General features: G+C 60.1%; 24 protein-coding genes. 3 read left to right on the top strand and 21 right to left on the bottom strand.

The annotated features are described in order from the left end of the window. Positions 1-3: 3 nt before the first annotated feature. The 8 genes from gmk to pyrR form a co-directional block, all read right to left on the bottom strand. On the bottom strand, positions 4-573 hold the full coding sequence (gmk, locus tag ACQRAP_RS02130; protein ID WP_427794783.1) for a guanylate kinase: 570 nt from the start codon (positions 571-573) through the stop codon (positions 4-6). Next, a complete protein-coding gene (gene mihF / locus ACQRAP_RS02135) occupies positions 574-882 on the bottom strand; it encodes an integration host factor, actinobacterial type (RefSeq protein ID WP_006236130.1) in 309 nt (102 codons plus the stop codon). 240 nt (positions 883-1,122) lie between these two features. Then, the gene (pyrF, locus tag ACQRAP_RS02140; protein ID WP_427717532.1) at positions 1,123-1,839 is read right to left on the bottom strand and encodes an orotidine-5'-phosphate decarboxylase; all 717 of its coding nucleotides are present in this window, start codon (positions 1,837-1,839) and stop codon (positions 1,123-1,125) included. Continuing rightward, entirely contained in the window at positions 1,833-2,741 is a 909-nt protein-coding gene (locus ACQRAP_RS02145) for a dihydroorotate dehydrogenase (protein ID WP_427717595.1), read from the bottom strand. The genes pyrF and ACQRAP_RS02145 overlap by 7 nt, the downstream gene beginning before the upstream one ends. A gap of 14 nt (positions 2,742-2,755) precedes the next feature. Next, positions 2,756-3,523, bottom strand: coding sequence for a dihydroorotate dehydrogenase electron transfer subunit (locus ACQRAP_RS02150; protein WP_154516544.1), 768 nt, complete (start codon positions 3,521-3,523; stop codon positions 2,756-2,758). Positions 3,524-3,639: 116 nt separating this feature from the next. Beyond that, on the bottom strand, positions 3,640-4,929 hold the full coding sequence (locus tag ACQRAP_RS02155) for a dihydroorotase (RefSeq protein WP_154516264.1): 1,290 nt from the start codon (positions 4,927-4,929) through the stop codon (positions 3,640-3,642). Then, positions 4,913-5,857, bottom strand: a complete 945-nt coding sequence (locus tag ACQRAP_RS02160) for an aspartate carbamoyltransferase catalytic subunit (RefSeq protein ID WP_035138537.1) — start codon at positions 5,855-5,857, stop codon at positions 4,913-4,915. The genes ACQRAP_RS02155 and ACQRAP_RS02160 overlap by 17 nt, the downstream gene beginning before the upstream one ends. Before the next feature lie 4 nt (positions 5,858-5,861). Beyond that, a complete protein-coding gene (gene pyrR / locus ACQRAP_RS02165; RefSeq protein WP_427794784.1) occupies positions 5,862-6,446 on the bottom strand; it encodes a bifunctional pyr operon transcriptional regulator/uracil phosphoribosyltransferase PyrR in 585 nt (194 codons plus the stop codon). A gap of 450 nt (positions 6,447-6,896) precedes the next feature. Between pyrR and rpmB the strand changes: the two genes are divergently transcribed. Beyond that, the gene (gene rpmB / locus ACQRAP_RS02170) at positions 6,897-7,085 is read left to right on the top strand and encodes a 50S ribosomal protein L28 (protein WP_022094725.1); all 189 of its coding nucleotides are present in this window, start codon (positions 6,897-6,899) and stop codon (positions 7,083-7,085) included. Positions 7,086-7,281: 196 nt separating this feature from the next. Here rpmB and ACQRAP_RS02175 read toward each other — a convergent pair whose 3' ends face one another. Further along, positions 7,282-8,058, bottom strand: a complete 777-nt coding sequence (locus ACQRAP_RS02175; RefSeq protein WP_427793454.1) for a transposase — start codon at positions 8,056-8,058, stop codon at positions 7,282-7,284. A gap of 330 nt (positions 8,059-8,388) precedes the next feature. Here ACQRAP_RS02175 and adhE point away from each other — a divergent pair, with 330 nt between their 5' ends. Both adhE and ACQRAP_RS02185 read left to right on the top strand, forming a co-directional pair. Further along, a complete protein-coding gene (adhE, locus tag ACQRAP_RS02180) occupies positions 8,389-11,037 on the top strand; it encodes a bifunctional acetaldehyde-CoA/alcohol dehydrogenase (protein ID WP_154516260.1) in 2,649 nt (882 codons plus the stop codon). 87 nt (positions 11,038-11,124) lie between these two features. Further along, positions 11,125-11,889, top strand: a complete 765-nt coding sequence (locus tag ACQRAP_RS02185; RefSeq protein ID WP_154516259.1) for an aminoglycoside phosphotransferase family protein — start codon at positions 11,125-11,127, stop codon at positions 11,887-11,889. Between the two features lie 173 nt (positions 11,890-12,062). Here ACQRAP_RS02185 and ACQRAP_RS02190 read toward each other — a convergent pair whose 3' ends face one another. The 12 genes from ACQRAP_RS02190 to trmFO all read right to left on the bottom strand — a co-directional run bounded on the left by ACQRAP_RS02190 (position 12,063) and on the right by trmFO (position 24,660). Continuing rightward, positions 12,063-13,772 carry a proline--tRNA ligase gene (locus tag ACQRAP_RS02190; protein WP_427794825.1) on the bottom strand — a complete coding sequence of 570 codons (1,710 nt, stop codon included), beginning with the start codon at positions 13,770-13,772 and terminating at the stop codon, positions 12,063-12,065. Between the two features lie 12 nt (positions 13,773-13,784). Next, positions 13,785-14,867, bottom strand: coding sequence for a flavodoxin-dependent (E)-4-hydroxy-3-methylbut-2-enyl-diphosphate synthase (gene ispG, locus ACQRAP_RS02195; protein WP_427747925.1), 1,083 nt, complete (start codon positions 14,865-14,867; stop codon positions 13,785-13,787). Positions 14,868-14,880: 13 nt separating this feature from the next. Further along, positions 14,881-16,242, bottom strand: coding sequence for a M50 family metallopeptidase (locus ACQRAP_RS02200; RefSeq protein WP_427747924.1), 1,362 nt, complete (start codon positions 16,240-16,242; stop codon positions 14,881-14,883). 25 nt (positions 16,243-16,267) lie between these two features. Further along, the gene (dxr, locus tag ACQRAP_RS02205) at positions 16,268-17,455 is read right to left on the bottom strand and encodes a 1-deoxy-D-xylulose-5-phosphate reductoisomerase (RefSeq protein WP_427747923.1); all 1,188 of its coding nucleotides are present in this window, start codon (positions 17,453-17,455) and stop codon (positions 16,268-16,270) included. Continuing rightward, complete coding sequence (locus ACQRAP_RS02210; RefSeq protein WP_427794785.1) at positions 17,455-18,354, bottom strand: phosphatidate cytidylyltransferase; 900 nt, start codon at positions 18,352-18,354, stop codon at positions 17,455-17,457. The genes dxr and ACQRAP_RS02210 overlap by 1 nt, the downstream gene beginning before the upstream one ends. Positions 18,355-18,356: 2 nt before the next feature. Beyond that, on the bottom strand, positions 18,357-19,151 hold the full coding sequence (locus ACQRAP_RS02215) for an isoprenyl transferase (protein ID WP_427794786.1): 795 nt from the start codon (positions 19,149-19,151) through the stop codon (positions 18,357-18,359). 1 nt (position 19,152) lies between these two features. Then, on the bottom strand, positions 19,153-19,689 hold the full coding sequence (gene frr, locus ACQRAP_RS02220) for a ribosome recycling factor (RefSeq protein ID WP_006236112.1): 537 nt from the start codon (positions 19,687-19,689) through the stop codon (positions 19,153-19,155). Positions 19,690-19,691: 2 nt separating this feature from the next. Further along, entirely contained in the window at positions 19,692-20,414 is a 723-nt protein-coding gene (pyrH, locus tag ACQRAP_RS02225; protein ID WP_154516255.1) for a UMP kinase, read from the bottom strand. Between the two features lie 117 nt (positions 20,415-20,531). Then, positions 20,532-21,401, bottom strand: a complete 870-nt coding sequence (gene tsf, locus ACQRAP_RS02230) for a translation elongation factor Ts (RefSeq protein ID WP_022094736.1) — start codon at positions 21,399-21,401, stop codon at positions 20,532-20,534. Positions 21,402-21,446: 45 nt separating this feature from the next. After that, positions 21,447-22,175 (bottom strand): 30S ribosomal protein S2, encoded by a 729-nt coding sequence (gene rpsB, locus ACQRAP_RS02235; RefSeq protein WP_055285135.1) that lies wholly within the window; start codon positions 22,173-22,175, stop codon positions 21,447-21,449. 230 nt (positions 22,176-22,405) lie between these two features. After that, entirely contained in the window at positions 22,406-23,359 is a 954-nt protein-coding gene (locus ACQRAP_RS02240; RefSeq protein ID WP_427794826.1) for a tyrosine recombinase, read from the bottom strand. Further along, on the bottom strand, positions 23,323-24,660 hold the full coding sequence (trmFO, locus tag ACQRAP_RS02245; protein ID WP_427717560.1) for a methylenetetrahydrofolate--tRNA-(uracil(54)-C(5))-methyltransferase (FADH(2)-oxidizing) TrmFO: 1,338 nt from the start codon (positions 24,658-24,660) through the stop codon (positions 23,323-23,325). Before trmFO ends, ACQRAP_RS02240 begins: the two co-directional genes overlap by 37 nt.

The following is a 24,660-nucleotide window of genomic DNA, read 5'->3' on the forward strand; positions in this document are numbered from 1 at the left end:
ACCTCAGATCCTTTCATGCATATCGAGAACGCGAACGAGCTCATCGGTCGCGCGGTCGAGATCGTCATTCACCACGACGTCGTCGTAGCGGTCGGCAAGGGCAAGTTCATCGGCGGCGTTTGCCATGCGCAGCTCGATCGTCTCGGGCGTCTCGGTGCCGCGACCGACCAGGCGATCGCGTAACACCTCAAGCGAAGGCGGCTTGATAAAGATCAACACGGCCTCGGGGAAACGCTCCTTGACCTGCAGGGCACCCTGGACATCGATCTCCAAAATCAGAGACGAGCCAGAGGCGAGCTTGGATGCGACCTCGCTCACCAACGTGCCGTAGCAGTTACCGTGGACCTCGGCCCACTCAACAAACTCACCGTTTGCCACGCGGCGGTCGAACTCCTCGCGCGTCAGGAAAAAGTAGTTGACGCCGTCGACCTCACCTTTACGTGGCGCTCGCGTGGTAGCCGAAACCGTCAGGCCCAGGTTCGAGCGGCGCTCGCGCACACGACTGACGAGCGTGCCCTTGCCTGCACCTGACGGTCCAGAAATCACAAAGAGCTTTGAATCCTGAGCGCTCACTTATTTGGTCAGCTGCTCGAGGAGCTGCTCGCGCTGACGGACGCCGAGGCCCTGGACGCGACGGGTAGCGGAGATGCCGAGCTCCTCCATGATCTTGGCGGCCTTGGCCTTGCCATAACCGGGCAGAGACTCGATGAGGGTGGAAACCTTCATGCGGGAAGCGATGGGATCATCGGAGTTGAGCACGGACTCGAGAGACTTCTCGCCCTTCTTGATCTGCTCGCGAAGCTCAGCGCGGGCGTGACGTGCGGCGGCAGCCTTCTCAAGAGCCTGCTTACGCTGCTCGTCGGTAAGCTGAGGGAGTGCCATTCGAACCTCCAAATAGTTGGGTTATATCTGATGCAATAATTGGCATTTTAGCACGTCAAACGCACTAAATGCCCAATCGACGGCTCCATAGGTTAGACGATACCTGCGAAAAGTGCAATATACGGAGGTCAAAGTTGAGCCCCTGACCTGTGATTCCACACAAAGGATGGGAAAGTTTTCGCAGGCACAAGGGCTAATTTGTGCTAATAAGACCCAAAAGTGGTGACTTGAGGGAATCTTTTACGCGACGTTTTCGACCAGCTCGGCGACGATGGCGTCAAAGGCCGCAACCGGATCGTCGGAGCCGGTAATAGGACGGCCCACCACGATGTGGCTCGCACCGCGCTCGATAGCCTGGGAAGGTGTCGCCACACGGGATTGATCGCCCAGGGCGGTACCCACCGGACGCACACCCGGAGTCACGATCAGCGCGTCGGGGCCGAGCAGCTCACGCATGTCGTGAGCCTCCATCGGCGAGCACACGATACCGTCGATGCCGTTGGCCTGAGCGAGCTTTGCCAGGCGAGCGGCCTCCTCGGCCACGGGCGACTCGACGCCGATCTCCGCCAGCGCATCCTGATTCATGCTCGTAAGTACGGTGATGGCGACGAGCTTGGCGCGGTCCTCGCGCGCCTCCTCGGCACCCTCGCGGCAGGCAGCGAGCATGGCGCCCGAACCCAAGCCGTGGACCGAGAGCAGGTCGGCACCGGCAAGCGAGGCCGAGCGAGCGGCACCGCGCACCTGATGCGGAATGTCATGGAACTTGAGGTCGAGGAAGACCTTAAAGCCCAAATCCTTGAACGTCTTGACGATCTCGGGACCCTCGGCGTAATAGAGCGTCATGCCCACCTTGAGCCAGGCGGCATGGCCCGAAAGCTCGTGGGCGAGCTCGAGTGCGCGCTCACGGTCGCAGTCGAGGGCGACGATAACACGGTCGCGGGCATCGGTCTCTAGCATTCGAACGCACCTACCAGCTCGTTGATGTCCTTTACGCCCTGGGACTCCGCCCAGGCCTCGAGCTCGTGCGCGATCTTAAGCGAAGCACACGGGTCGACGAAGTTGGCCATGCCGACCGATACGCAGGTGGCGCCGGCCAGGATAAACTCGGCCGCATCCTCGCCGGTCATGACACCGCCGACACCGTTGATGGGGATATCGACGGCCTGGGCGACCTCCCAGACCATGCGCACGGCGATGTGGTGGCACAGCGGGCCCGAAAGGCCGCCCTTGGGCTTGGCCACACGGGACTTGCGGGTGTGCACGTCAATGGCCATGCCCTGGATGGAGTTGATGACCGAAAGGCCATCGGCGCCGGCAGCCTCGAGGGCGCGGGCGATCTCGGCGACGTTGACCGGAGCCATCTTAACGAACAGCGGCTTATCGGTCACCTTGCGGCAGGCAGCCATAACGGAAGAGGCGCCCTCGGGCGTGGAGCCCATGGCGGCACCGCCGGCGGCAATGTTGGGGCAGCTCACGTTGATCTCATAGCCGGCAGCCCAGGGGCACAGCTCGACATACATCTCGAGCGCGCGCACGAACTCATCAACGGAGTGACCGGCAACCTGGCAGATGACCTGGCAACCGTCCTTGGAGAGCTGCTCGAGCCACGGACCGGACTCGCGGGCGAAAGCGGCCACACCGGGGTTCTGCAGGCCCACGGAATTGATCATGCCACCGGGGATCTCGGCCATGCGGGGTGCAGGATTGCCGGGCCAGGGCTCGGCAGCGCAACCCTTGGTGGTGATGGCACCCAGCTGGGAGACATCAAAGAAGTTCTGGAACTGCCAACCGTAGCCAAAGGTACCGGCTGCGGTGTTGATGGGGTTCTGCATCTTGACGCCGCCGAAATCGACGGACATGTTCACGGTACCCACTAGAAGACCACCACCTTGGAAGCATCAAACACGGGGCCGCACATGCAGGCGCCCTTCATACCGTCGACCGTCTCGACATTGCAGGTGTTGCAGGCGCCAAAGCCGCAGCTCATCATGCGCTCGAGCGACACCTCGCAGTACGCGCCGGCCTCGGCGGCAGCGGCGGCGACTTTCTTCATCATAACGGCGGGCCCACAGCTGGCGACATAGTCGTAACCGCCCTTGCCGAGCAGCTCAGCGGCAGGGTCGGTGCATAAGCCGTGCGTACCCAACGAGCCGTCGTCGGTGCACACGTTGACCGTGGCCCCCAGCGCGCGGAACTCATCGACGCCCACGACCTTGGACGCGGTGCCAAAACCCAGGCACACGTCAACGGCCACGCCCTGCTCGGCAAGCATGCCAGCGAGGCACAGCACGGGCGGAACACCGATGCCGCCCGCCACGAGCAGCGCCTTCCTGGTGCCCTCGGGTACCAGCCAGCCGCGGCCGCCAGGGCCCAACAGGTTGGACTTGGAGCCGGGGCCCATCTGCGACAGACGACGGGTGTCGTCGCCCACGACGGCGTACCACAGCTCGACGGTACCGGCCTCGGCGTCAGAGCGATAGAAGCTCAAGGGCACGCGAAGCAGCGAAGAGGCATCGCCGGGCACGGCGATGTTCACAAACTGACCGGGCTTGAGCGCACTTGCAAGCTTGGGGGCCGAAATAACGAGCGAGAAGATGCCGTCGGCGATCTCCTGGTTCGAGACGACCTCGAAGTCGTGCATGCGTGCAGTGGAAGGTGTGGGCATAGACGCTCCAATCCCCCATGCAGTTGCATGGACCAAACGAACAGAAAGCGCGGCACCGCAAGGGCACCGCGCACAAAAGCGATAAGGCTATGCTAGCAGATGCAGCCGTCGGCAAGCGTCTGTTTACCGCCGACAAACACATCGGTGGCACGACCGGTGAGCGTGCGGCCGGCAAAACCGGAGTTCTCGGCGCGCGACTCGTAACCGTCCTCGCCGACCGTCCAGGTGACAGACGCGTCGAAGACGGTCAGGTCGGCAACAGAGCCCGCCTTGACCTGAACCTGGTCGAGGCCCAGGATCTCACGCGGCTTAATAGCCATGAGCTCGACCATGCGGCCCATACCCATCTTGCCCGTGTTGACCAGCTCGGTGAGCACGAGCGACAGCGAGGTCTCGAGGCCGATCATGCCAAAGGGCGCGAGCTCGAACTCACGGGCTTTCTCCCACGGCGTGTGGGGAGCGTGATCGGTGACGATGACGTCGACGGTGCCGTCGATGACACCCTGGCGGATGGCCTCGGCATCCTCGTCGGTACGCAGCGGCGGGTTAACCTTGAGCGAGGTGTTGTAGGTCTCGTCCAGGTCGTTCTCGGTCAGGAACATGTGATGCGGAGTGGCCTCGCAGGTAACCTGAACGCCAGCGGCCTTGCCGGCACGCACGAGCTCCAGGCCATGGGCGGTGGAGATGTGCTGGATGTGCAGCTTGGCACCGGTCAGTTTTGCGATCTCGATGTCGCGGGCGATCTGGAGCTCCTCGCCGGCAGCCGGCCAGCCCTCGAGGGCCAGACGAGTCGAAACCTTGCCCTCGTTGATCTGGCCGTGGCCGACCAGGTCCTCGTCCTGGCAATGGCTCATGAAGACCTTGCCGAACATCTTGCCGTAGTCCATGCAGCGACGGAGCATGCCAGCACCCTGCACGCCGCGACCGTCGTCGGTGAAGGCGACGGCGCCGTGGGCGACCATATCGCCCATCTCGGACATAGCCTCGCCCTTAAGACCGCGGGTCATGGCGCCGGAAGGATAGACGCGGCAGTGGCCGACCTCGGCAGCGCGGGACTTGACGAACTCAACAACGGTACCGTTATCGGTAACGGGGTCGGTGTTGGGCATGGCGCACACGCCAGTGAAGCCGCCCTTGGCAGCTGCGCGGGTGCCGCTCTCGATGTCCTCTTTGACCTCGTAGCCGGGCTCGCGCAGGTGGACGTGCATGTCCACCAGGCCAGGGACAAGGTACTTACCGGAAAGGTCGCGGACCTCGGCTCCCTCGGCGGCGAGGTTCTCGCCGACCTCGGCGATCTTGTCGCCGTCGATCAGGACGTCAACGACCCCGTCAAGCTCGACGGACGGATCGACGACGTGGGCATTCTTAAGAAGCAAGGCCATTATCGGCACCTCCAAGCAGCAGATACAGGATAGCCATACGCACGCAGATACCGGCGTAGACCTGCTCCAGGATGACGGAGCGTTGCGGGTGGTCGGCCATATAGGAGTCGAACTCGACGCCGCGGTTGATGGGGCCCGGGTGGCAAATGATTGCGTCGGGCTTCATGAGCTTCTCACGGTCCTTGGTCAGGCCGAAGAGCTTGTGGTACTCGCGAATGGTCGGGAACGGGGCACCCTCGAGGCGCTCCTGCTGTACGCGCAGCATGTAGACGACGTCCAGCTCGGGCAGGACGGAATCGAGGTCGCTCGTCACGTGGTCGCAGCCCAGAACCTCGGGCGCCGGCGGCAGCAGCGTGCCGGGGGCGACGGCGTAGGTCTCGCAGCCCATGATCTTCAACGCGGGGATCAGCGAGCCGCAGACGCGGGAGTGGGCGATGTCGCCGACGACGGCGACTTTCAGACCGTGGAAGTCACCCTTGTGCTCCCAGATGGTGTACAGGTCGAGCAGAGCCTGCGTGGGGTGGTTGTGCTTACCGTCACCGGCGCAGATAACACTCGCGGGCGAATTCTGCGTGACGATGTAGGGAGCACCGGCATGTTTGTCGCGCACGACGATGCAGTCGATCTTGTAGGCGTTGAGCGTCTCGACGGTATCGACGAGGCTCTCGCCCTTGACCGTGGAGGTCGAGGAGCCGCCAAAGTTGAGGCTGTCGGCCGAAAGACGCTTCTCGGCGAGCTCGAAGGAGCTGCGGGTACGCGTCGAGGGCTCGTTGAACATATTGACGATGGTCTTGCCCTTAAGCGTGGGGACCTTCTTGATGGCACGCTCGTTGACCTCGGAGAACGCCTTGGCGGTCTCGAGGATGAGCTTGATGTCCTCTTCGGAGTACTCGGTAATGTCGATCAGGTGCTTATGATTGAACGCCACGGTACTACTCACCTCCCAGCGGCGCGGAGCCCACGTGGGAACCCGGCGCGACGTCGTTGATCTCGACAGCGGTACGGCCGTCGACTTCCTTCATATATAGGTGCACGCTCTCCTCGTGCGACGAGGGAACGTTCTTGCCGACAAAGTCCGGCGAGATAGGGAGCTCGCGGTGACCGCGGTCAACGAGAACTGCCAGCTCGATGCGGCTCGGACGGCCCAGGTCCATAACGGCGTCCAGAGCGGCGCGGATGGTGCGGCCCGTGTACAGGATGTCGTCCACCAAAACGACGCGCTTGCCGTCGACGCTGAAGGCAATGTTGGTAGCGTGGATCGCGGGAGCGAAGTTAGTCGCATAGTCATCGCGATAGAAGCTGATGTCCAGGCTGCCGAGCGGAACGTCAACACCCTCGATCTCCTTGATCGCCTCGGCGAGCTTCTTTGCCAGAAGGTCGCCGCGCGTGACGATGCCGACCAGAGCGAGGTCTTCACAGCCCTCGTTGCGCTCGAGAATCTCGTGCGCGATGCGGGTCATCGCTCGGTTGACGGCGGTCTCGTCCATGATGACCGCCTTGGGGGAAGTCGTGCCCATCGATCTCCTTCCTCACATGTCTTGACTGCTGATACAGTCAAAAAAATAGATGCCCGACCGCTCAAAGCGGACCAGACACCCACAGGAAGGACTGCTCTATGGCAGCAATATAAATCCATGTGGGTATCTCGTACCCCTTTAATGGTCAAGGGATAGTGTAGCCAACCCCGAGCTTAATTGCGAGCATTAATACGGAGCAATCCGCAAACGGACTCAACGCTCCATAAACCTATATATATTTGCGGGACAAGCTTGAAAACGTCGATGCGAGCTGGCATAATCCCCTCTGCTACACGCAAAACGGATCTACGTCCAGGGCCGTAGCGTGGGCACTATCGCCATAAGAGAAATATCTCTGTGTAGATTACGCACAGGGAGCTGCTTCTGTGCTATAGTTCAGGCTTGTTTGTTAACGCGACATGTTCGTTTGTCGCCCAAGGAGGGTCAGTTATGTCCAAAGTTTGCGAAGTTTGCGGTAAGCACCCCGTTGCCGGTCGCTCCATCAGCCACTCTCACCGCGTCACCAACCGTAAGTTCCGCCCCAACATCCAGCGCGTCTACGTCGTCGTCGATGGTCACCGTCGCAAGATGAACGTTTGCTCCACCTGCCTTAAGTCTGGCAAGGTTGCGCGCTCCTAAATAAGGTCTTACCAACAAGTACCTCGGACTCTCCGGGTCAAAGACCTCGCGTTCACATAGAACTTACCAAAGGCGTCCTCTCTTGTGGAGGGCGCCTTTTTGCACTCATTGGGGACAGACTTACATGGGTGTTTTCACTCATTGGGGACAGACATGATGCGTGTCTGCGGCGCCCCGACTAGCTCCGGCCCCTGCCTCACGCAGCTTCCTTCCAGCCCGCGGTGGCCTTGGTCACACTTGTAGCGCCGATACCGGTGATACGGGCAATTTGCTTGACCGTGAGATGTGCCTGCCTGAGCCTCAGCAGGCAGGCATCGCGTTCGGGGCGTGGCAGGGCCTTAAGCAGCGTAGGATCTATGCTCGGCAGGACTTCGCGCGCAACGGAAAGGACCTCCTCATCGGGGATCCGACGGCGTGGAAGAACCTCCACCGACCAGATGCGCCCGGCAGCTTCCTTGAGATGTTCGCAATAGCAACGGGAGCCTCCGACAATATCGAGCATAGGGGCCGCATCACAAATGTCAAAGGGATCGTAGCCCAGCTGATATGCCTTGAAGCTTGACCATCGGTACGCCTCGAGTGAGTCGAGCGAACCTTTCACAGGATTGAGATGGATATAATCGAGCAACTGCACCGCCTGAGTGTCCGACTCAACCGCGACCCGCGAATAGCGATTGTCAAATAGATGACCCGTTCTTCCCGTTTTCCCATTGAAATACTTAGCATACGCCGTCAATGCGCACTGCATCGCCTTTGAAAGGTTGTCATAAGGGTCATCAACCATCAAATGGAAGTGGTTGTCCATAAGGCACCAAGCTAACACCGCCACTTTATGGCGTGCAAACCTGTCCGAGATATCCGACAAGAAACGATAGCGGTCGGAGTCATCTTCAAAAATAATCTGCTTGGAATTGCCGCGGTCATAAACATGGTAATAGCCGGTGATCGAAACGGCGCGGGCACATCGGGGCATAATCTCTCCTTTCAAAACTGTACAGGCAACACCTAAAAGGAGAGAAGCAACGCGAAATGCTGAGCCTGTGATCTATTTATATCCAATAAGCGGCAATAACAGGTCCAGAACAGCGAAATGGCAAAACGATGTCTGTCCCAAATGAGTGAAAGCACTCATATAAGTCTGTCCCCAATGAGCGGGCCGATGCCAGGCTGATATTTTTAATTAAAACGTTTCAGTAGATTGAAGCGTTTTAGTGTGCCTTTTACGGGAATCTTACCGTTCGCCGAATAATTTCTTGCTATCATGCAACACGTAGGGTAAATCTCCGATCGCAAGGAGACACAAATGGTGAAAAAGTCACCGGAAAACACTACTCCCGCAATTGTGGACAACGTAGAGGCGCTTGAGGCTAAGCTCGCTCAGATGCGAGAGGCCCAGGCGCTTTTTGCTACGTACACGCAGGAGCAGGTCGACAAGATCTTCTACGAGGCCGCCATGGCCGCCAACAAGGCTCGTATCCCGCTGGCGAAGATGGCCATCGAGGAGACCGGTCGCGGCGTTCTTGAGGACAAGGTCATCAAGAACCACTACGCCGCAGAGTACATCTACAACGCTTACAAGAACACCAAGACCTGTGGTGTCATTGAGCGCGACGAGGCCTACGGCATCACCAAGATCGCTGAGCCCATCGGCATCGTGGGCGCCGTCATCCCGACGACCAACCCCACCTCCACCGCGATCTTCAAGACGCTGATCAGCCTGAAGACCCGCAACGCCATCATCATCTCCCCGCACCCGGCTGCCGCCAAGTGCACCATCGCCGCCGCCAAGCTCGTGCTTGACGCCGCCGTCAAGGCCGGCGCCCCCGAGGGCATCATCGGCTGGGTCGATGTCCCCTCCATCGAGCTGACCAACATGGTCATGCGCGATGTCGACATCATCCTCGCCACCGGTGGCCCGGGCATGGTCAAGGCCGCCTACTCCTCGGGCAAGCCCGCCCTGGGCGTTGGCGCCGGTAACACCCCGGTCGTCATCGACGACACCGCCGACGTGCTGCTCGCCGTCAACTCCATCATCCACTCCAAGACCTTCGACAACGGCATGATCTGCGCCTCCGAGCAGTCCGTGACCGTCATCGACACCATCTATGACCAGGTTAAGGCCGAATTCCAGAAGCGCGGCTGCTACTTCGTCAAGCAGGGTGCCGAGATGGAGGCCCTGCGCGGCGCCATGTTCAAGAACGGCGCTCTCGATCACCGCATCCCCGGCATGGCTGCCGCCAAGATCGCCGAGCTCGCCGGTATCGAGGTTCCCGCCAAGACCAAGATCCTGATCGCCGAGGTCACCTCCACCGACCCCGCCAAGGAGGAGTTCTCCCACGAGAAGCTCTCCCCTGTCCTGGCCATGTATCACGCCAAGGACTTCCAGGAGGCCGTCGACAAGGCCGAGCACCTGGTACTCGCCGGTGGCCCGGGCCACACCGCCTCTCTGTACGTGCATCCCGCCCAGGCCGAGAAGATCAGCCTGTTCGAGCATGTCATGAAGGCCTGCCGTATCGTCATCAACACCCCGTCCTCGCACGGCGGCATCGGTGACCTGTACAACTTTGGCATGAAGCCGTCTCTGACCCTGGGCTGCGGCTCCTGGGGCGGCAACTCCGTCTCCGAGAACGTTGGGGTGAAGCACTTGATCAACGTTAAGACTGTGGCCGAGCGCCGTGAAAACATGCTGTGGTTCCGCGCTCCCGAGAAGGTCTACTTCAAGAAGGGTTCCACGCCCGTCGCTCTCGACGAGCTGGGCAGCGTCATGGGCAAGAAGCGCGCCTTTATCGTCACCGACCAGTTCCTCTTCAAGAATGGCAACACCCGCGCCATCGAGGCCAAGCTCGACGAGATGGGCATCGCCCACGACTGCTTCTACGACGTCGAGCCCGATCCGTCGCTGCAGTGCGCACGTCGCGGCGCCAAGCAGATGGCTCTCTTTGAGCCGGACGTCATCATCGCCGTCGGCGGTGGCTCCGCTATGGACGCCGGCAAGATCATGTGGATGATGTACGAGCACCCCGAGTGCAAGTTTGAGGACATGGCCATGGACTTCATGGACATCCGCAAGCGTATCTTCACCTTCCCCGAGATGGGCAAGAAGGCCTACTTCGTCGCCGTCCCGACCTCTTCGGGCACCGGTTCCGAGTGCACGCCGTTCGCCATCATCACCGACAAGGAGACCGGCATCAAGTGGCCGCTCGCCGACTACGCGCTGCTCCCCAACATGGCTATCGTTGACGCCGACAACTGCATGACCGCCCCGCGCGGCCTGACCGCCGCCTCCGGCATCGACGTCATGACCCACGCCATCGAGTCCTATGTCTCCATCATGGCCTCCGACTACACCAAGGGCCTCTCCGAGCGCGCTGCCAAGCTCGTCTTCGAGAACCTGCCCTCCAGCTTCGAAAACGGCGCCAAGGACCCGCATGCCCGCGAGGAGATGCACAACGCCTCCTGCATGGCCGGTATGGCCTTCGCCAACGCCTTCCTGGGCCTCAACCACTCCATGGCCCACAAGCTCGGTGCCTTCCATCACCTGCCCCACGGCATCGCCAACGCCATCATCCTGACTCGCGTCATGCGCTACAACGCCGCCGAGGCCCCCGTCAAGATGGGCACGTTCTCCCAGTATCCTTACCCCAACGCGCTGCACAACTACGCCGAGATGGCCAAGTACTGCGGCATCGAGGGCAAGGACGACAAGGAGGTCTTCGAGAACTTCATCACGAAGCTCGAGGAGCTCAAGGACTTCATCGGTGTCAAGAAGACCATCGCCGACTACGGTGTTGACGAGCAGTACTTCCTCGACACCCTCGACGAGATGACCGAGCAGGCATTCAACGACCAGTGCACCGGCGCTAACCCGCGCTACCCGCTCATGAGCGAGATCAAGGAGCTCTACCTGGACGCCTACTATGGCCGCGAGCCCCAGGACTACGCCGTCTGCTAGTTTTTAGCACGGTTATTTCGGCGGGGGTGAACGGGCGCACGCACGCCCCCGCCGCTGCTTCTATCGCATCGTTGAAAGGATGCAATCATGCTGCTCCCCGAATCCAAGACCGAGCTCGTCCGTCGCGGCAACAAAGTCGTTTACGACCTGGGCGACAAGATCGTCAAGGTCTTTAACGAGACCAAGCCCGTCTCCGACGTGTTCAACGAGGCTTTGAATCTTGCCCGCATCAATGAGTGCGGCATCCGCAGCCCCAAGGCTCTCGAGGTTTCTCAGCTCGAGAACGCCAACGGCTGGGCGCTCGTGACCGAGAAGGTTCCGGGCACCACCCTTGCCGAGAAGATGACTGCCGAGCCCCAGCGCTTTGGTGAGTACCTCGAGATGTTCGTCGACCTCCAGATCGAGATCCACGGCTACACCTCCCCGCTGCTCAACCGTCAGCGCGACAAGTTCGCCCGCATGATCGACAGCCTCGATCAGCTCAATGCCACCACGCGCTACAACCTTCAGGAGCGTCTGGACGGCATGACCAAGGAGTTCAAGGTCTGCCACGGTGACTTCAACCCCTCCAACGTCATCGTTGGCGACGACGGCCAGCTGTACGTCTGCGACTGGGCACACGCCACCCAGGGCTCTCCTGCTGCCGACGTTGCCACCACCTACCTGCTCTTTGCCCTCAACAGCAAGGACCAGGCCGAGGCCTACCTGGAGCTCTACTGCGATCGCGCCGACATGCCCATGCAGGTCGTGCGTCAGTGGACGAGCATCGTCGCCGCTTCCGAGCTCGCTCGTAAGCGCAACGTGAACGATGAGTTCCTTAAGAACTGGATCGACGTCGTCGATTATCAGTAATATCTGAGCGATTTATTTCGCATCGGAGGCACAAAGGAAAACCCCACAGCTCGCATGGGCTGCGGGGTTTTCCTTTTAGCAACAAATGTCCCTTAGACGCAAAAGCGGCCCTGCATCTCTACCTCGAGAGACGCAGGGCCGCTTAACAAGTGCACTAAACGCAGCGGGCTCGATTAACGGCGTGCTGCTTTCACAAGCTCAGCGACCTTGGCGACAATCTCATCGATCGCCACATCCTCGCGCTCGCCCGTGGCACGATCCTTGAGCTCGACGGTGCCGTTCTTAAGGCCGCGCTTGCCGAGCACCACCTGATAAGGGAAGCCCATAAGGTCGTTGTCGGCAAACTTAAAGCCGGGACGCTCGTCACGGTCGTCTACGACAACCTCGATACCCTCGGCGCACAGACCCTCGACGATTTGATCGCAAACAGAAGCGCACTCCTCCTTCTTGGGGTCGAGCGGAATCACCGTAACCTCGTACGGGGCAACGGAGACCGGCCAAACGATACCGTGCTCGTCGTTGTGCTGCTCCACGACGGCAGCGAGCGAGCGGGACACGCCCACGCCGTAGCAACCCATGATAAGCGGCTTCTCCTTGCCGTCCTCGTCCATAAAGGTGGCACCCATGGCCTCGGAGTACTTGGTGCCCAGCTGGAAGACCTGGGAAACCTCGATGCCGCGAGCAGCGGAGAGCGGCTTGCCGCAGTGCGGGCAAGGGTCGCCGGCAACGACGGTAACCAGGTCGGCCCACTCGTCGACGGTAAAGTCGCGCTCGGGGCAGGCACCGGTAAAGTGATAGTCGACTTCGTTGGCACCGCAGGCCCACTGCTTGGACTCGCGCAGGCTCTCGTCGCAGACCAGACGAATGCCCTCGGGCAGGTTAACCGGTCCGATAAAGCCCTTATGCAGACCGTAGGTCTGGAGCTCCTCGTCGGTCATCATGCGATAGCCCTTGCCAAAGACATGCTCGGCCTTGCAGTCGTTGAGCTCATGATCGCCCGGAACGATGGCCACAACCGGCTTGCCCTCGGCGTCGATGAGAGCCAGCGACTTGCGCGTACCGTTCTCGGGGAAGCCGAAGAACTTGGCGACGGCCTCGATGGTGCCCATACCCGGAGTCTCGACCTTGGTGAGTGTGCCGTCGCCGGGGCCCTCGGTCACAACGACCTTGGTGCTTGCCGCCTCGTCATCGGCAGCAAAGCCACAATCGTCGCAGTAGACCAGTGAAGCCTCGCCGGCATCTGCCAGCGCCATGAACTCGACGGAGGTGTCGCCACCGATCTCGCCGGAATCGGCGACGACGGGCAGGGCCTTGATGTAGCAGCGCTCGCAGATATTGGCGTAGGCCTGCTTCATCTTGTCGTACTCCTCCTGCAGGCTCTCCTGCGTGGCAGAAAAGCTGTAGGCGTCTTTCATGATGAACTCGCGACCGCGCATCAGGCCAAAGCGGGGACGGAACTCGTCGCGGAACTTGTCCTGGATGTGATAGAGATTCACCGGCAGTTGCTTGTATGAACGCAGCTCGTTGCGCACCAGGGCAGTCACGGTCTCCTCGTGCGTGGGGCCGAGCACGAACTCGCGGCCGTGGCGGTCATCAAAGCGCACGAGCTCCTTGCCATAGGCATCGATACGGCCGGACTCACGCCACAGCTCGGCATCGACCATGATGGGCATCATGAGCTCCTGAGCGCCGGCGGCGTCCATCTCGTCGCGCACGATGTTCTCAATCTTGCGAATCGAGCGCCACGCGAGCGGCAGATAGGAATAGAGACCGGCAGCCTCCTTGCGGATCATACCGGCACGGAGCAGCAGGCGATGGCTCGCAAGCTCAGCGTCGGCTGGATCCTCTTTGAGCGTCGGAGCATACAGCTTAGACATATACATTGCTCGGGTCATTTATTTCTCCTCAATAAGCTTGTCGACCTCGGCCATAAGCGCGTCGACAATTTGGTCCTCCGCTACTTTACCAATGATCTGGCCGTGCGAAAAGAGCAGGCCCTGACCACGTCCGCAAGCAACGCCCAGGTCGGCATCAGAAGCCTCACCGGGGCCATTGACGGCGCATCCCATGACGGCAATCGAAAGCGGCGCGGCATAGTTCTTAAGCCGCTCGGTTACTTCCTCGGCGATTGCGATCAGGTTAACCTGACAGCGGGCGCACGTTGGGCACGAGACAATCTCGGGGCCGCGGCGACGCAGGCCCAGCGACTGCAAAACTCCCCAGGCGACCGGCGGCTCCTCAACCGGATCGGCCGTGAGCGAAACGCGCATGGTGTCACCGATTCCCTCGGACAGCAGGATGCCAAGGCCCACCGAGCTCTTGATGGTGCCCTGCAGCTTGGTACCCGCCTCGGTTACGCCCAGGTGGAGCGGAACGTGGGGAATCTCACGCGACAGGGCACGATAGGTGTCGAGCGTCGTTTGCACGCTATGGGCCTTGGCCGAAAGCACAATGTTCGTAAAGCCGCGGTCTTCAAAATGCTTGACGAAACGTTCGCTCGACATCACGAGCTTTTCGGGCTGCGTGAGGTCGTCGCGCTCAGCGATATCCTGCTCAAGAGAACCAGCATTGACGCCGATACGAATCGCACAGCCCGCGGCACCCGCAGCATCGATCACCGCGTCAACCTTGGCCCAATCGCCGATATTGCCGGGATTGATGCGCAGCTTGGCAGCACCGGCCTCAACGGCACCAATGGCGAGCTTATGGTTAAAGTGGATATCGGCAACGATCGGCACCGGAGACTCGGCACAGATGGCGCGGAAACCCTCAAGCGCGGCCTCGGTGGGCACGCTCACGCGCACGATATCGCAGCCAGCCTGCGCCAACGCGCGCACTTGCGCAAGCGTTGCCTGGGCATCAGCGGTATCAGTGCAGGTCATGGATTGGACCGCCACCGGCGCGCCTCCACCGATCTGCACGCCGCCCACATGCACGGGGCGCGTCAACTCGCGAGGCAAAGGATGGGATGAAGACAATCCAAACACTCCCCTACAGAATAAATCGAAGGATGTCGGAACGAAGCATATAGACAAACAGCAGCGCAAAGAGCGCGATGCCCACATAGCTCACAATCGTCTGGACCTTAAGCGGAAGCTCGCGGCCCGCAATCTTTTGAATGATCTCGATGACCAACTTGCCGCCATCGAGTGGCGGGATGGGCAGCAGGTTCATAAAGCCAAGCGAGAACGAAATGAGGGCGGCAAACGAAAGGAACGTGGCAGGGCCGGCAGCAGCAGCTTGTGAGGACATAACGCTAATACCCACGATCGAAGAGGACTGATCGAGAATCTCCATCGTATGCTGAGGCTGGAGCAGGCGCATCACGCCCTCCGCTGTCCGCACGACATAGGAGAACGACAGGCGAGCCGACGTGATGGGGTCTAAACGGACCACCTGCGTAGAGACATACACACCTAGGCGTTCGTCCTCTTTGAGCGCGACCGTGGTCGAATGCTTCTTGCCGTCACGCTCGTACTCAATGGCTATATCGTCCTTACCGGCAGCCTTGCCAATGGCATCGTAAACGTCCATCCAGGTAGAGCACGATACTCCGTCGACCGAAAGAATCGCGTCGCCATCCTCGATTCCCGCCGCGGAGGCAATCGAGCCTTCGTCAACCTGGCCGATCACATTGGTGTCCACCGGCACCGTGACACCCGCGATGGAATAGATGCTCATAAGGAGCAAAAAGCCCGTCAGGATATTGACGATAATGCCCGCAAGCAGCATAAAGGCACGCTTGACAAAGACCTGACCCAAATAGGTGTGCGAGCGCTCGCGTGCAAGGAATTCGGCCTCGCCGCACGGCAGTTCCCATACATCACCCTCGGCAGTCGCGTGCTCGCGATCGAACCGACGGCCGTCAAAGGTGGTATAACCCGCCGCATCACGCGGCAGGGTCTGGTACTTGGTGGGATAGTAACCAGGCGAAGGCTTTTCTCCTTCTTCATACCAAGGAGCTATGGAGCCCCAACCCAGCAGCAAAGCACAGGCCTCGAGCACATCCTCCTCGGACAGCTCAAGCTCGACGGCAAGATCGGCCACCGTCACACGGCCGTGGCGATAGATGGCGGCAAGCACGCGATCGGCATACGAGACATCGGTCGGATCCATGCCACAGATGGCAGCATACCCACCCAGCAACAGCGGGGTCACGCCAAACTTGGTGCCGATCCGACGAGACGTATGGTGAATATCAAAGCGACACGGCAGGCCCAAAAAGAACTCAGTCACCCGGACGCCGCAGGCACGCGCCGCCAAAAAGTGGCCGCCCTCGTGCAAAAACACGAGGACGGAAAGCATCAGCAGGCCCCAAAAGACCGATGAGAGAACGCTCAGAACAGTTTCCATAAAACGAAAAAGCAATCCTTATGGGTTAAAAACGGGTTGCGGCGAGCACTTGCGCGGCCTTTTCACGCGCCCACGCATCGATACCGCGAAGCTGTTCAAACGAATCGACCGTCTGCGCATCATGCGCATCCATACAGGATTCCACAATGCGATCGATATCGGTAAAACTGCAGCCATCATGCAGGAAGGCATCGACGGCGACCTCGTTGGCGGCATTGAGCACGCACGGCATGGTGCCGCCCGTCTTGCCCGCACGCTCGGCCAGCGCCAGGCAGCGGAACGTATCCATGTCGGCCGCAGCAAAGGTAAGCTGACCCAACTCGCGGAAATCGATGCGCGGAGCCGGAGTATCCCAGCGCTCGGGATACGAGAAGGCAAACTGGATGGGAATGCGCATGTCAGATGCCCCGAGATGCGCCATCACGGAGCCGTCGGCAAACTCGACCATCGAATGGATCTTTGACTGGCGCTGCACGACCACGTTGATAACGTCGAGGCCGCAACCGAACAGGCGCATCGCCTCGATACGCTCCAGGCCCTTGTTCATGAGGGTAGCCGAGTCGATCGTGGTCTTGGCACCCATAGCCCAAGTGGGATGCGCCAAGGCGTCATTACGGGTCACACGGTCGAGCTCCTCGCGCGAACGGCCAAAGAACGGACCGCCCGAGCAGGTAAGCCAAATACAGTGGGCCTCGCGCGGATTCTCACCCAGATAGCACTGGTAAATTGCAGAATGCTCGGAATCGACCGGGATAAGCTGACCGGGCTGTGCCAACGGCATCAGCAGGTCACCGCCAACAACGAGCGACTCCTTATTGGCAAGGGCAAGGCGCTTATTCGAGATCAAGGCAGCATGGCTTGCCTCGAGACCAGCCGCGCCAACAATGGCAACGAGCACGCAATCGACATCATCACGGCACGCGAGATCACAGACCGCCTGCGCACCAACGCCGACGTTCGTGCCCTGAGGCAGCTCCTGCAGCACGGCATCAGACCCGTGAGCGGTATCTGCGATGGCAACAGCCGGAACCGAAAACTCACGGGCAAACGCAACGAGCTCAGTGGTACTGGAATTAACGGAAAGAGCCGTCACCTGCAGACGATCGGCATGCTGACGGCAAACATCGAGCGCCTGGGTACCGATAGAGCCCGTACAGCCCAGGATGGCAACACGGAGACGTCCATCGGAGCCATAGGTCGTCTGGAAGGACATTACAGCACGCCTCCGATCATCAGCATCAGCTGCGCGGTGATGCAGCCGAAGATAAGCGAATCGCTACGATCGAGCATGCCGCCGTGGCCCGGGATAAGGTTGCCGGAATCCTTGACGCCCACACCGCGCTTGATGCGCGACTCGATAAGGTCGCCGATAACGCCCAGGATGGACACAACCACGCCGCAAAGCAGCGCATAGGGCAAGCTCAGCTTATAGAGATGCGTCACCCACAAAATGAGCCAGATGAGAACCGAGCCCAGAATGCCGCCGACAAACCCCTCCCAGCTCTTTTTGGGAGAGATCTTGGGAACCATCTTGTGTTTGCCGATACGGCTGCCCACGATGTAGGCAAACGAATCGGAGACCCAAAGGGACGCGCAAACACCCACTGAAAGCAGGGCGCCGGCAAAACCGGGCACGGCATCGCGCAGCAGCACAATAGCCGACAGCATAAAGCCTGTGTAGATGGGACCCATGAGCGTCACGGCCACATCAGAGATGCGGGTACGCGGCGACCAAACATACCAAATGCCCACCGCGAGCATCAGTGCAAAAAGCAGGGCGTTCAGCAAAAGCGAATCGCCAAGCGCCGATAACGGAAAGAGCGCGGCGGCAATAATGCCCAGATGCTCGTTGGCGACCTTGCCGTCGAGCCTCGTCATACGGAAAAACTCAAAGCAGCAAAGCCCGCTCATGACAGAGACAAAAATGGCGGTGGGCACGATACCCAAAACCAGGCACAGGATAAAGACGACGGCGTAGACGATACCGGCGGCGGCACGGGTAATAAAGCCCGCAAGCCACGAACCGGTGCCGCTCTTCGCTGCAGGCGCTCCCGCAGTGGCAGCTTTGCGCGCAGGCGTCTTGGGAGCAGATGCCTTGGGACGATCGGACACGATTAAGCCTCCTCGGTCTTGCTCAGTCCACCAAACCTACGGTCACGGCCCTGATAGGCCAAAATGGCGTCAACAAGGCCCCAACGATCAAAGTCAGGCCAATAGGTATCGGTGACATAGAACTCGGAATAAGCCACCTGCCACAGCAGATAGTTCGAAAGGCGAAGCTCACCAGAGGTGCGAATGACCAGCTCGGGATCGGGAAGACCGGCGGTGTACAGGTGCGAAGCAACCATATCATCATCGATAGCAGCAGGGTCGATATTGCCGGCGGCAGCATCGAGCGCAAGCTGACGGGCAGCACGCGTAATCTCGGCACGCGCGCCGTAGTTGACGGCAAGCGCCAGCGTCATACCGGTGTGATCAGCGCACTCGGCAAGACCGCATTCAAAAACGTCGCGGGTCTTCTTGGGCAGCGCGGAAATATCACCCAAAAAGACAACACGCACGTTTTCGCGCTTCAGAAGCGGCAGCTCATCGATAAACGTCTTGGCAAACAGATGCATCAAGACGTTAACCTCATGCAGCGGGCGGTTCCAGTTTTCGGTTGAAAACGCATAGGCGGAAAGCACGTCGACGCCCAGACGCACGCAGGCGGTAATGATCTCGCGAAGGGAGACGATACCCGCCTTGTGGCCCTCGGTACGGGCAAGACCTCGCGCCGTAGCCCAGCGACCGTTGCCGTCCATGATGCAAGAGATATGGCGCGGAATGTTATTGAGGTCAAGGTCGGAAAAACCGACGCCCGCAGGGGCGTCGGCAAAGTACTCGACCAGTTTGTTCTCGTCGTATTGCACCTTAGATCTCCATGACCTCGGCTTCTTTTTCCTTCAGAAGCTCCTCGACCTTGGCGACATACTCGTCGGTATGCTTCTGCACCTTGGCCTGTTCGCGACGGACATCGTCCTCGGTGAGCTCCTCATCGCGTTCGAGCTTGTTGTTAAAGTCGCGACGGATGTTACGGATAGACACCTTGGCCTGCTCGGCGTACTCGCGGCACTCCTTGACGAGCTCGCGACGGCGCTCCTCGGTGGGAGCCGGGAACGGAAGACGAACAACGGTGCCATCGGAGTTGGGGGTAATACCCAGATCGGAAGCGCCGATGGCCTTGACGATGGCGTTGATAAGCGCCTTATCCCACGGCTCGATGAGCAGCATGTGGGCCTCGGGGGTCTTTACGGCGGCAACCTGCGTGACCGGCGTGGGAACACCGTAATAATCGACGGTGATGTCGGACAGAATGTTAGCGTTGGCTCGGCCGGTACGGACCTTGGAGAAGTTATGCTTGAGGGACTCGAGCGACTTGTCCATGTGGGCGGTGATGTTCTCTGCCATGCTTAATCCTCCTGATAGACGAGCGTGCCGACGGGCTCACCCGAAAGCGCGCGCTTGACGTTGTCCTCGCCATCGATGTTGAGGACCAAAATGGGCATACGGTTATCCTGGCACAGGGCCGTAGCCGTGGAATCCATAACCTGCAGGCCGCGGACGAGCACCTCGTGATAGGTGATCTTGTCAAAGCGGACGGCATCGGCGCACTTGACGGGATCTTTGTCGTAGATACCGTCGACCTTGGTGGCCTTAATCAGAATCTCCGCACCGATCTCGCAGGCGCGAAGGGCCGCGGCGGTGTCAGTCGTAAAGTACGGATTGCCCGAGCCGGCCGCGAAGATAACGACATTGCCCTTGGACAGGTGATTGATGGCGCGACGACGAATATAGGGCTCGCAAATCTCGTTCATCTGGATGGCACTCATAACGCGGCAGGGAACATCGTTATGCTCGAAGGCATCCTGCAGGGCGAGCGCGTTCATAACGGTTGCAAGCATGCCCATGTAATCGGCCTGAGCACGCTCCATACCGCCGGCAGCTCCAGCCATGCCGCGGAAAATATTGCCGCCGCCGACAACGATGCCGACCTCATGGCCAACGGCAAGCAGCTCCTTGACCTGCTTGGCAAGATGGTCGGTAATCTTGGGGTCGATGCCATAGTGGCCATCGCCCATCAGTGCTTCGCCGGAAAGCTTCAAAAGCACGCGTTTATATCGGATGTCGGACAAAGCGATCCTCCTTTAATTAGACTCTCAATATGATATCAAAGGCTCTGCTTAGAGCCATGAAAAAGCAGGCTGTGAGTAAAACCCACAGCCTGCTCATTACCAGCTACAAGAGCTTATTTACTCGCCACGGACCAGACGGTCGAAGGCAACGACGGTAATGGTATCGCCGAGCTCCTTGGAGACCTGCTCAGCGTACTTCTTGATGGTGAGGGAGCTGTCCTTGATGAACTCCTGCTCGGTGAGCACGGACTGCTTGTAGAACTTCTCCAGACGGCCAACAGCCATCTTCTCCTGGATGGCCTCGGGCTTGCCGGACTCGGCAGCCTGAGCCATGTAAATCTGCTTCTCATGCTCGACGGTCTCGGCCGGAACCTGATCGCGGGTAGCGCAGATCGGAGCGACAGCGGCAACCTGAAGGGCAACGTCGTGGGCAAAGGTCTTGAAGGACTCAGCCTGAGCGGTCTCAGCCTTCTCGAAAGCAAACTCGACGAGAACGCCGATCTTACCACCCATGTGGATGTAAGAAGCGAGAGCGCCGTTCTCGGCCTTGCGGGCGGCGAAGCGAGAGATCTTCATGTTCTCGCCCATGATGTGAATCATCTCGGTGAGCTCGGAGGAAACGGTCTCCTCGCCCATCGGCTTCTCGAGCAGAGCGTCGACATCGGCCGGCTCGGTGGTGGCGACAACCTCGGCGACCTTGGAAGCAAAGCCGGTGAACTTGGCGTTGGAGCCGACGAAGTCGGTCTCGCAGGAGAGCTCGAGCAGAGCGCCGGTCTTGCCATCCTCGGAGACGAACGCGGCGACAGCGCCCTCGTTGGTCTCGCGGCCAGCCTTCTTGGCAGCCTTAGCGAGGCCGTTCTTACGCAGAACGTCAACAGCGGCGTCCATGTCACCGTCAGCCTCGACGAGAGCCTTCTTGCACTCCATCATCGGGGAGTCGGTCATCTCGCGGAGCTGCTTGACCATAGCGGCGGTAATCTGGGCCATTGTGGTTCCTTTCAAAGAGATGAAAAAGACTTAATTAGGACTGATTTACTCGGCCTTGGGCTCAGCGGCCATCTCGGCCTCGGAGACCTGCTCCTTGCCGGAGCCAGCGAGGCAAGCGTCGGCCATGAGCTCGCACATAAGGGTGACAGCGGAGATGGCGTCATCGTTGCAGGGGATGCCGTACTCGACCTCGTCGGGATCGGAGTTGGTATCGATCAGAGCGACGACGGGGATGTTCAGGCGCTGGGCCTCCTTGATGGCGTTCTCCTCGCGCTTGGTGTCGATGACGAAGAGAGCCTGGGGCAGACCCTTCATGTCGCGGGCGCCACCGAGGTTGGTCTGGAGCTTAGCGAGCTCCTTACCCAGAACAGCCTGCTCCTTCTTGGGAAGAACAGCCATGCGGCCGTCCTCGACCATGGCCTCGAGCTCCTCCATGCGGTTGATGCGGGAGCGGATGGTGACGAAGTTGGTCAGCATGCCGCCGAGCCAACGCTGGTTGATGTAAGGCATGTTGGCGCGCTCAGCGGCGTTCTTGACGGCCTCCTGAGCCTGCTTCTTGGTGCCGACGAACAGCACGTTGCCACCCTTGGCAACGTTCTTGACGAAGGTGTAAGCCTGGTCGGCGTCAAGAATGGTCTGCTTGAGGTCGAGGATGTAGATGCCGTTGCGCTCACCGAAGATGAACGGCTTCATCTTGGGGTTCCAGCGACGGGTCTGGTGACCGAAGTGGCAGCCGGCCTCGAGCAGGGTGCGGATATTAATCTTGGTAGCCATGTTAAACCTCCTGTGGTTTGCCTCCGCGCGGGGTCATCCTCCAAAACCAACCCGGACATGTGCTACCAAAGCCCGGGCACCACGGTATGAAGTAGCCGCGCGTGCGTGATAAAAACCTGTTGCCGTGAAGCAACCCGATGAATGATAGCAGGATTACATCTTTCTGCCAACCCGAAATCAAAACCACACACACGGACGCGCGATCGATTGGATAGAACCCATCTCCTGCCTTATTCGCCGCGCGGAAGAGCTTGGGTAACGGCGCGTTTGAGCCGATCGGGCGTGAGATGCGTATAAATCTGCGTGGTGGACAAGCTTGCATGCCCCAGCAACTCCTGGACAGAGCGCAAGTCCGCTCCGCCCTCGAGCAAATCGGTCGCAAAAGTATGGCGCATCGCATGCGGGGCGATATCGGAAGGGATACCCGCAAGCGTCGCCAACATATGAAACCGTCGCCTAAGCATGGCGGCGCTCATACGGTTGCCGCGTGCCGAGATAAACAGCGGATGCACACCGTTCGTACCGTCGCCACGCTTTGCCTGAGCAAGAAGCAACGGTCTTCCTTCCTCAATATAGCGGCGGGTCACATCGAGAGCACGCCGATACAGGGGCACGATACGCTCCTTGCTCCCCTTACCCCAAAGCCGCAGCGTTCGCTCGGACCAAGCAATGGACTCAACATTGAGTGCCGCAAGCTCAGAGATGCGAGCCCCAGATGCATAGAGCAATTCGAGCATCGCCGCATCGCGCAGTCCCGCAGGCGTTGAAACGTCTGGCGCTGCAAGCAGTGCCTTAACCTGCTGGGTGGTCAGCACTCCGGGCAAATCGCGTGGAAGCTTGGGCGAGGCAATCGCAGAGACAGCGTCTCCATCGATAAGACCCTCGGCAGCCATCCATCGATAGAACGAACGAATGGCAGACAGGTGCGCCGCAATCGTCCTGGGCGCCAGCTGCTCGCGCGACAGCTCCGCCAGATACATGCGAACGGTACGCACGTCCGCCGTGCGTGCATCGATATCCCCACGCTCGCACCAAGCGGCAAAACGCTCCAGACGAGAGCCGTAAGCAATAACAGTGTTAGAAGAAAGCCCCTCGACGCGTGCAATATAGGCTATGAACGAGTCGACGGCACCGTACAGGTCAAAGGCTATGGCCGGTCGCCCCCAAACAGGTCGGAGCGCGATTCCAGATAGGAATCCAGGGCCTTAAGGGCGCGATCCGCATAGGCCTGATAGCGCTCACGTTTGCTGCGGCGTTTACCGTCCTCGAGGGGAGGCACCAGGCCAAAATTAACATGCATGGGCTGATATCCGACCGTAGCAGGATCGGTCGCATAGCCCACGAGCGCGCCGAGAGCGCCCACGCGCGGCAGCTCGACAGGAGCAACCTCGATAGCCTCGGCATAGGTATTGAGCGCAGCGAGGAGACCCGTCGCGACCGCTTCCATGTAACCCTCCGTACCGGTAATCTGTCCGGCAAGGCGCACGCCCGTGCCGGGTACGGCGAAGGTCCCATCGAGCACATGGGGAGCATCGACAAAGGTATTGCGATGCATGACGCCATAGCGGAAGAACTCGGCATTCTCCAGACCGGGAACCATATGAAAAACGCGCTTCTGCTCGCCGAAGGTCAGGTTGGTCTGAAAACCAACCAGGTTATAGGCGGTCTTCTCCTTGTTCTCGGCGCGCAGCTGAATCGCCGCCCAGGGACGGCGACCGGTGCGCGGGTCGGTGAGCCCGACGGGCTTCATAGCGCCAAAGCGGATGGCATCCTTGCCCGTGCGCGCAACCTCCTCGGCTGGCTGACAGGCCTGGAAGAGGTCCCCGCCCTCAAAGTCCTTGAGCACCACGCGATCGGCCGTGGTAAGCGCCTCGATAAAGGCCTCGTACTCCTCCTTGTTGAGCGGGGCATTGAGATAGTCGCCACTCCCCTGCTCCTCGTAGCGCGACTGCGAGAACAGCACATCCATATCGAGCGTCGAGGCATCGACAATCGGGGCCGCGGCGTCAAAAAACGCCAGGGAATCACCACCGACGAGCTTCATGACCTCCCCGCTCAACGCCGGCGAGCACAAGGGACCCGCGGCGATAACCACATGGCCCTCGGGAATCTGGGTGACCTCGCCGTGAACGACCTCGATATTGGGACGGGCGGCAACCTCGGCCTCGACGAGCTCGGAGAATTTAACACGGTCGACCGCCAAGGCGCCACCAGCGGGAACGGCAGCGCGATGAGCGCAGTCGAGCAGCACCGAACCCATACGCTCGAGTTCGGCCTTCAACAGGCCGGCGGCGGAATCGGGTCGGGTCGACTTAAACGAATTGGAGCAGACGAGCTCCGCCAAGTGATCGGTATGGTGGGCAGGAGAGGTCACCAGCGGCCGCATCTCGCACAGCTTTACGGCAAACCCGCGATCTGCCAGCTGAATCGCGCATTCCGATCCCGCCAGACCGCCACCGATAACCGTCACTTGATCAAACAGCAT

The organism is Collinsella sp. SGI.180 (genome assembly GCF_050313455.1).
GTDB lineage: Bacteria > Actinomycetota > Coriobacteriia > Coriobacteriales > Coriobacteriaceae > Collinsella.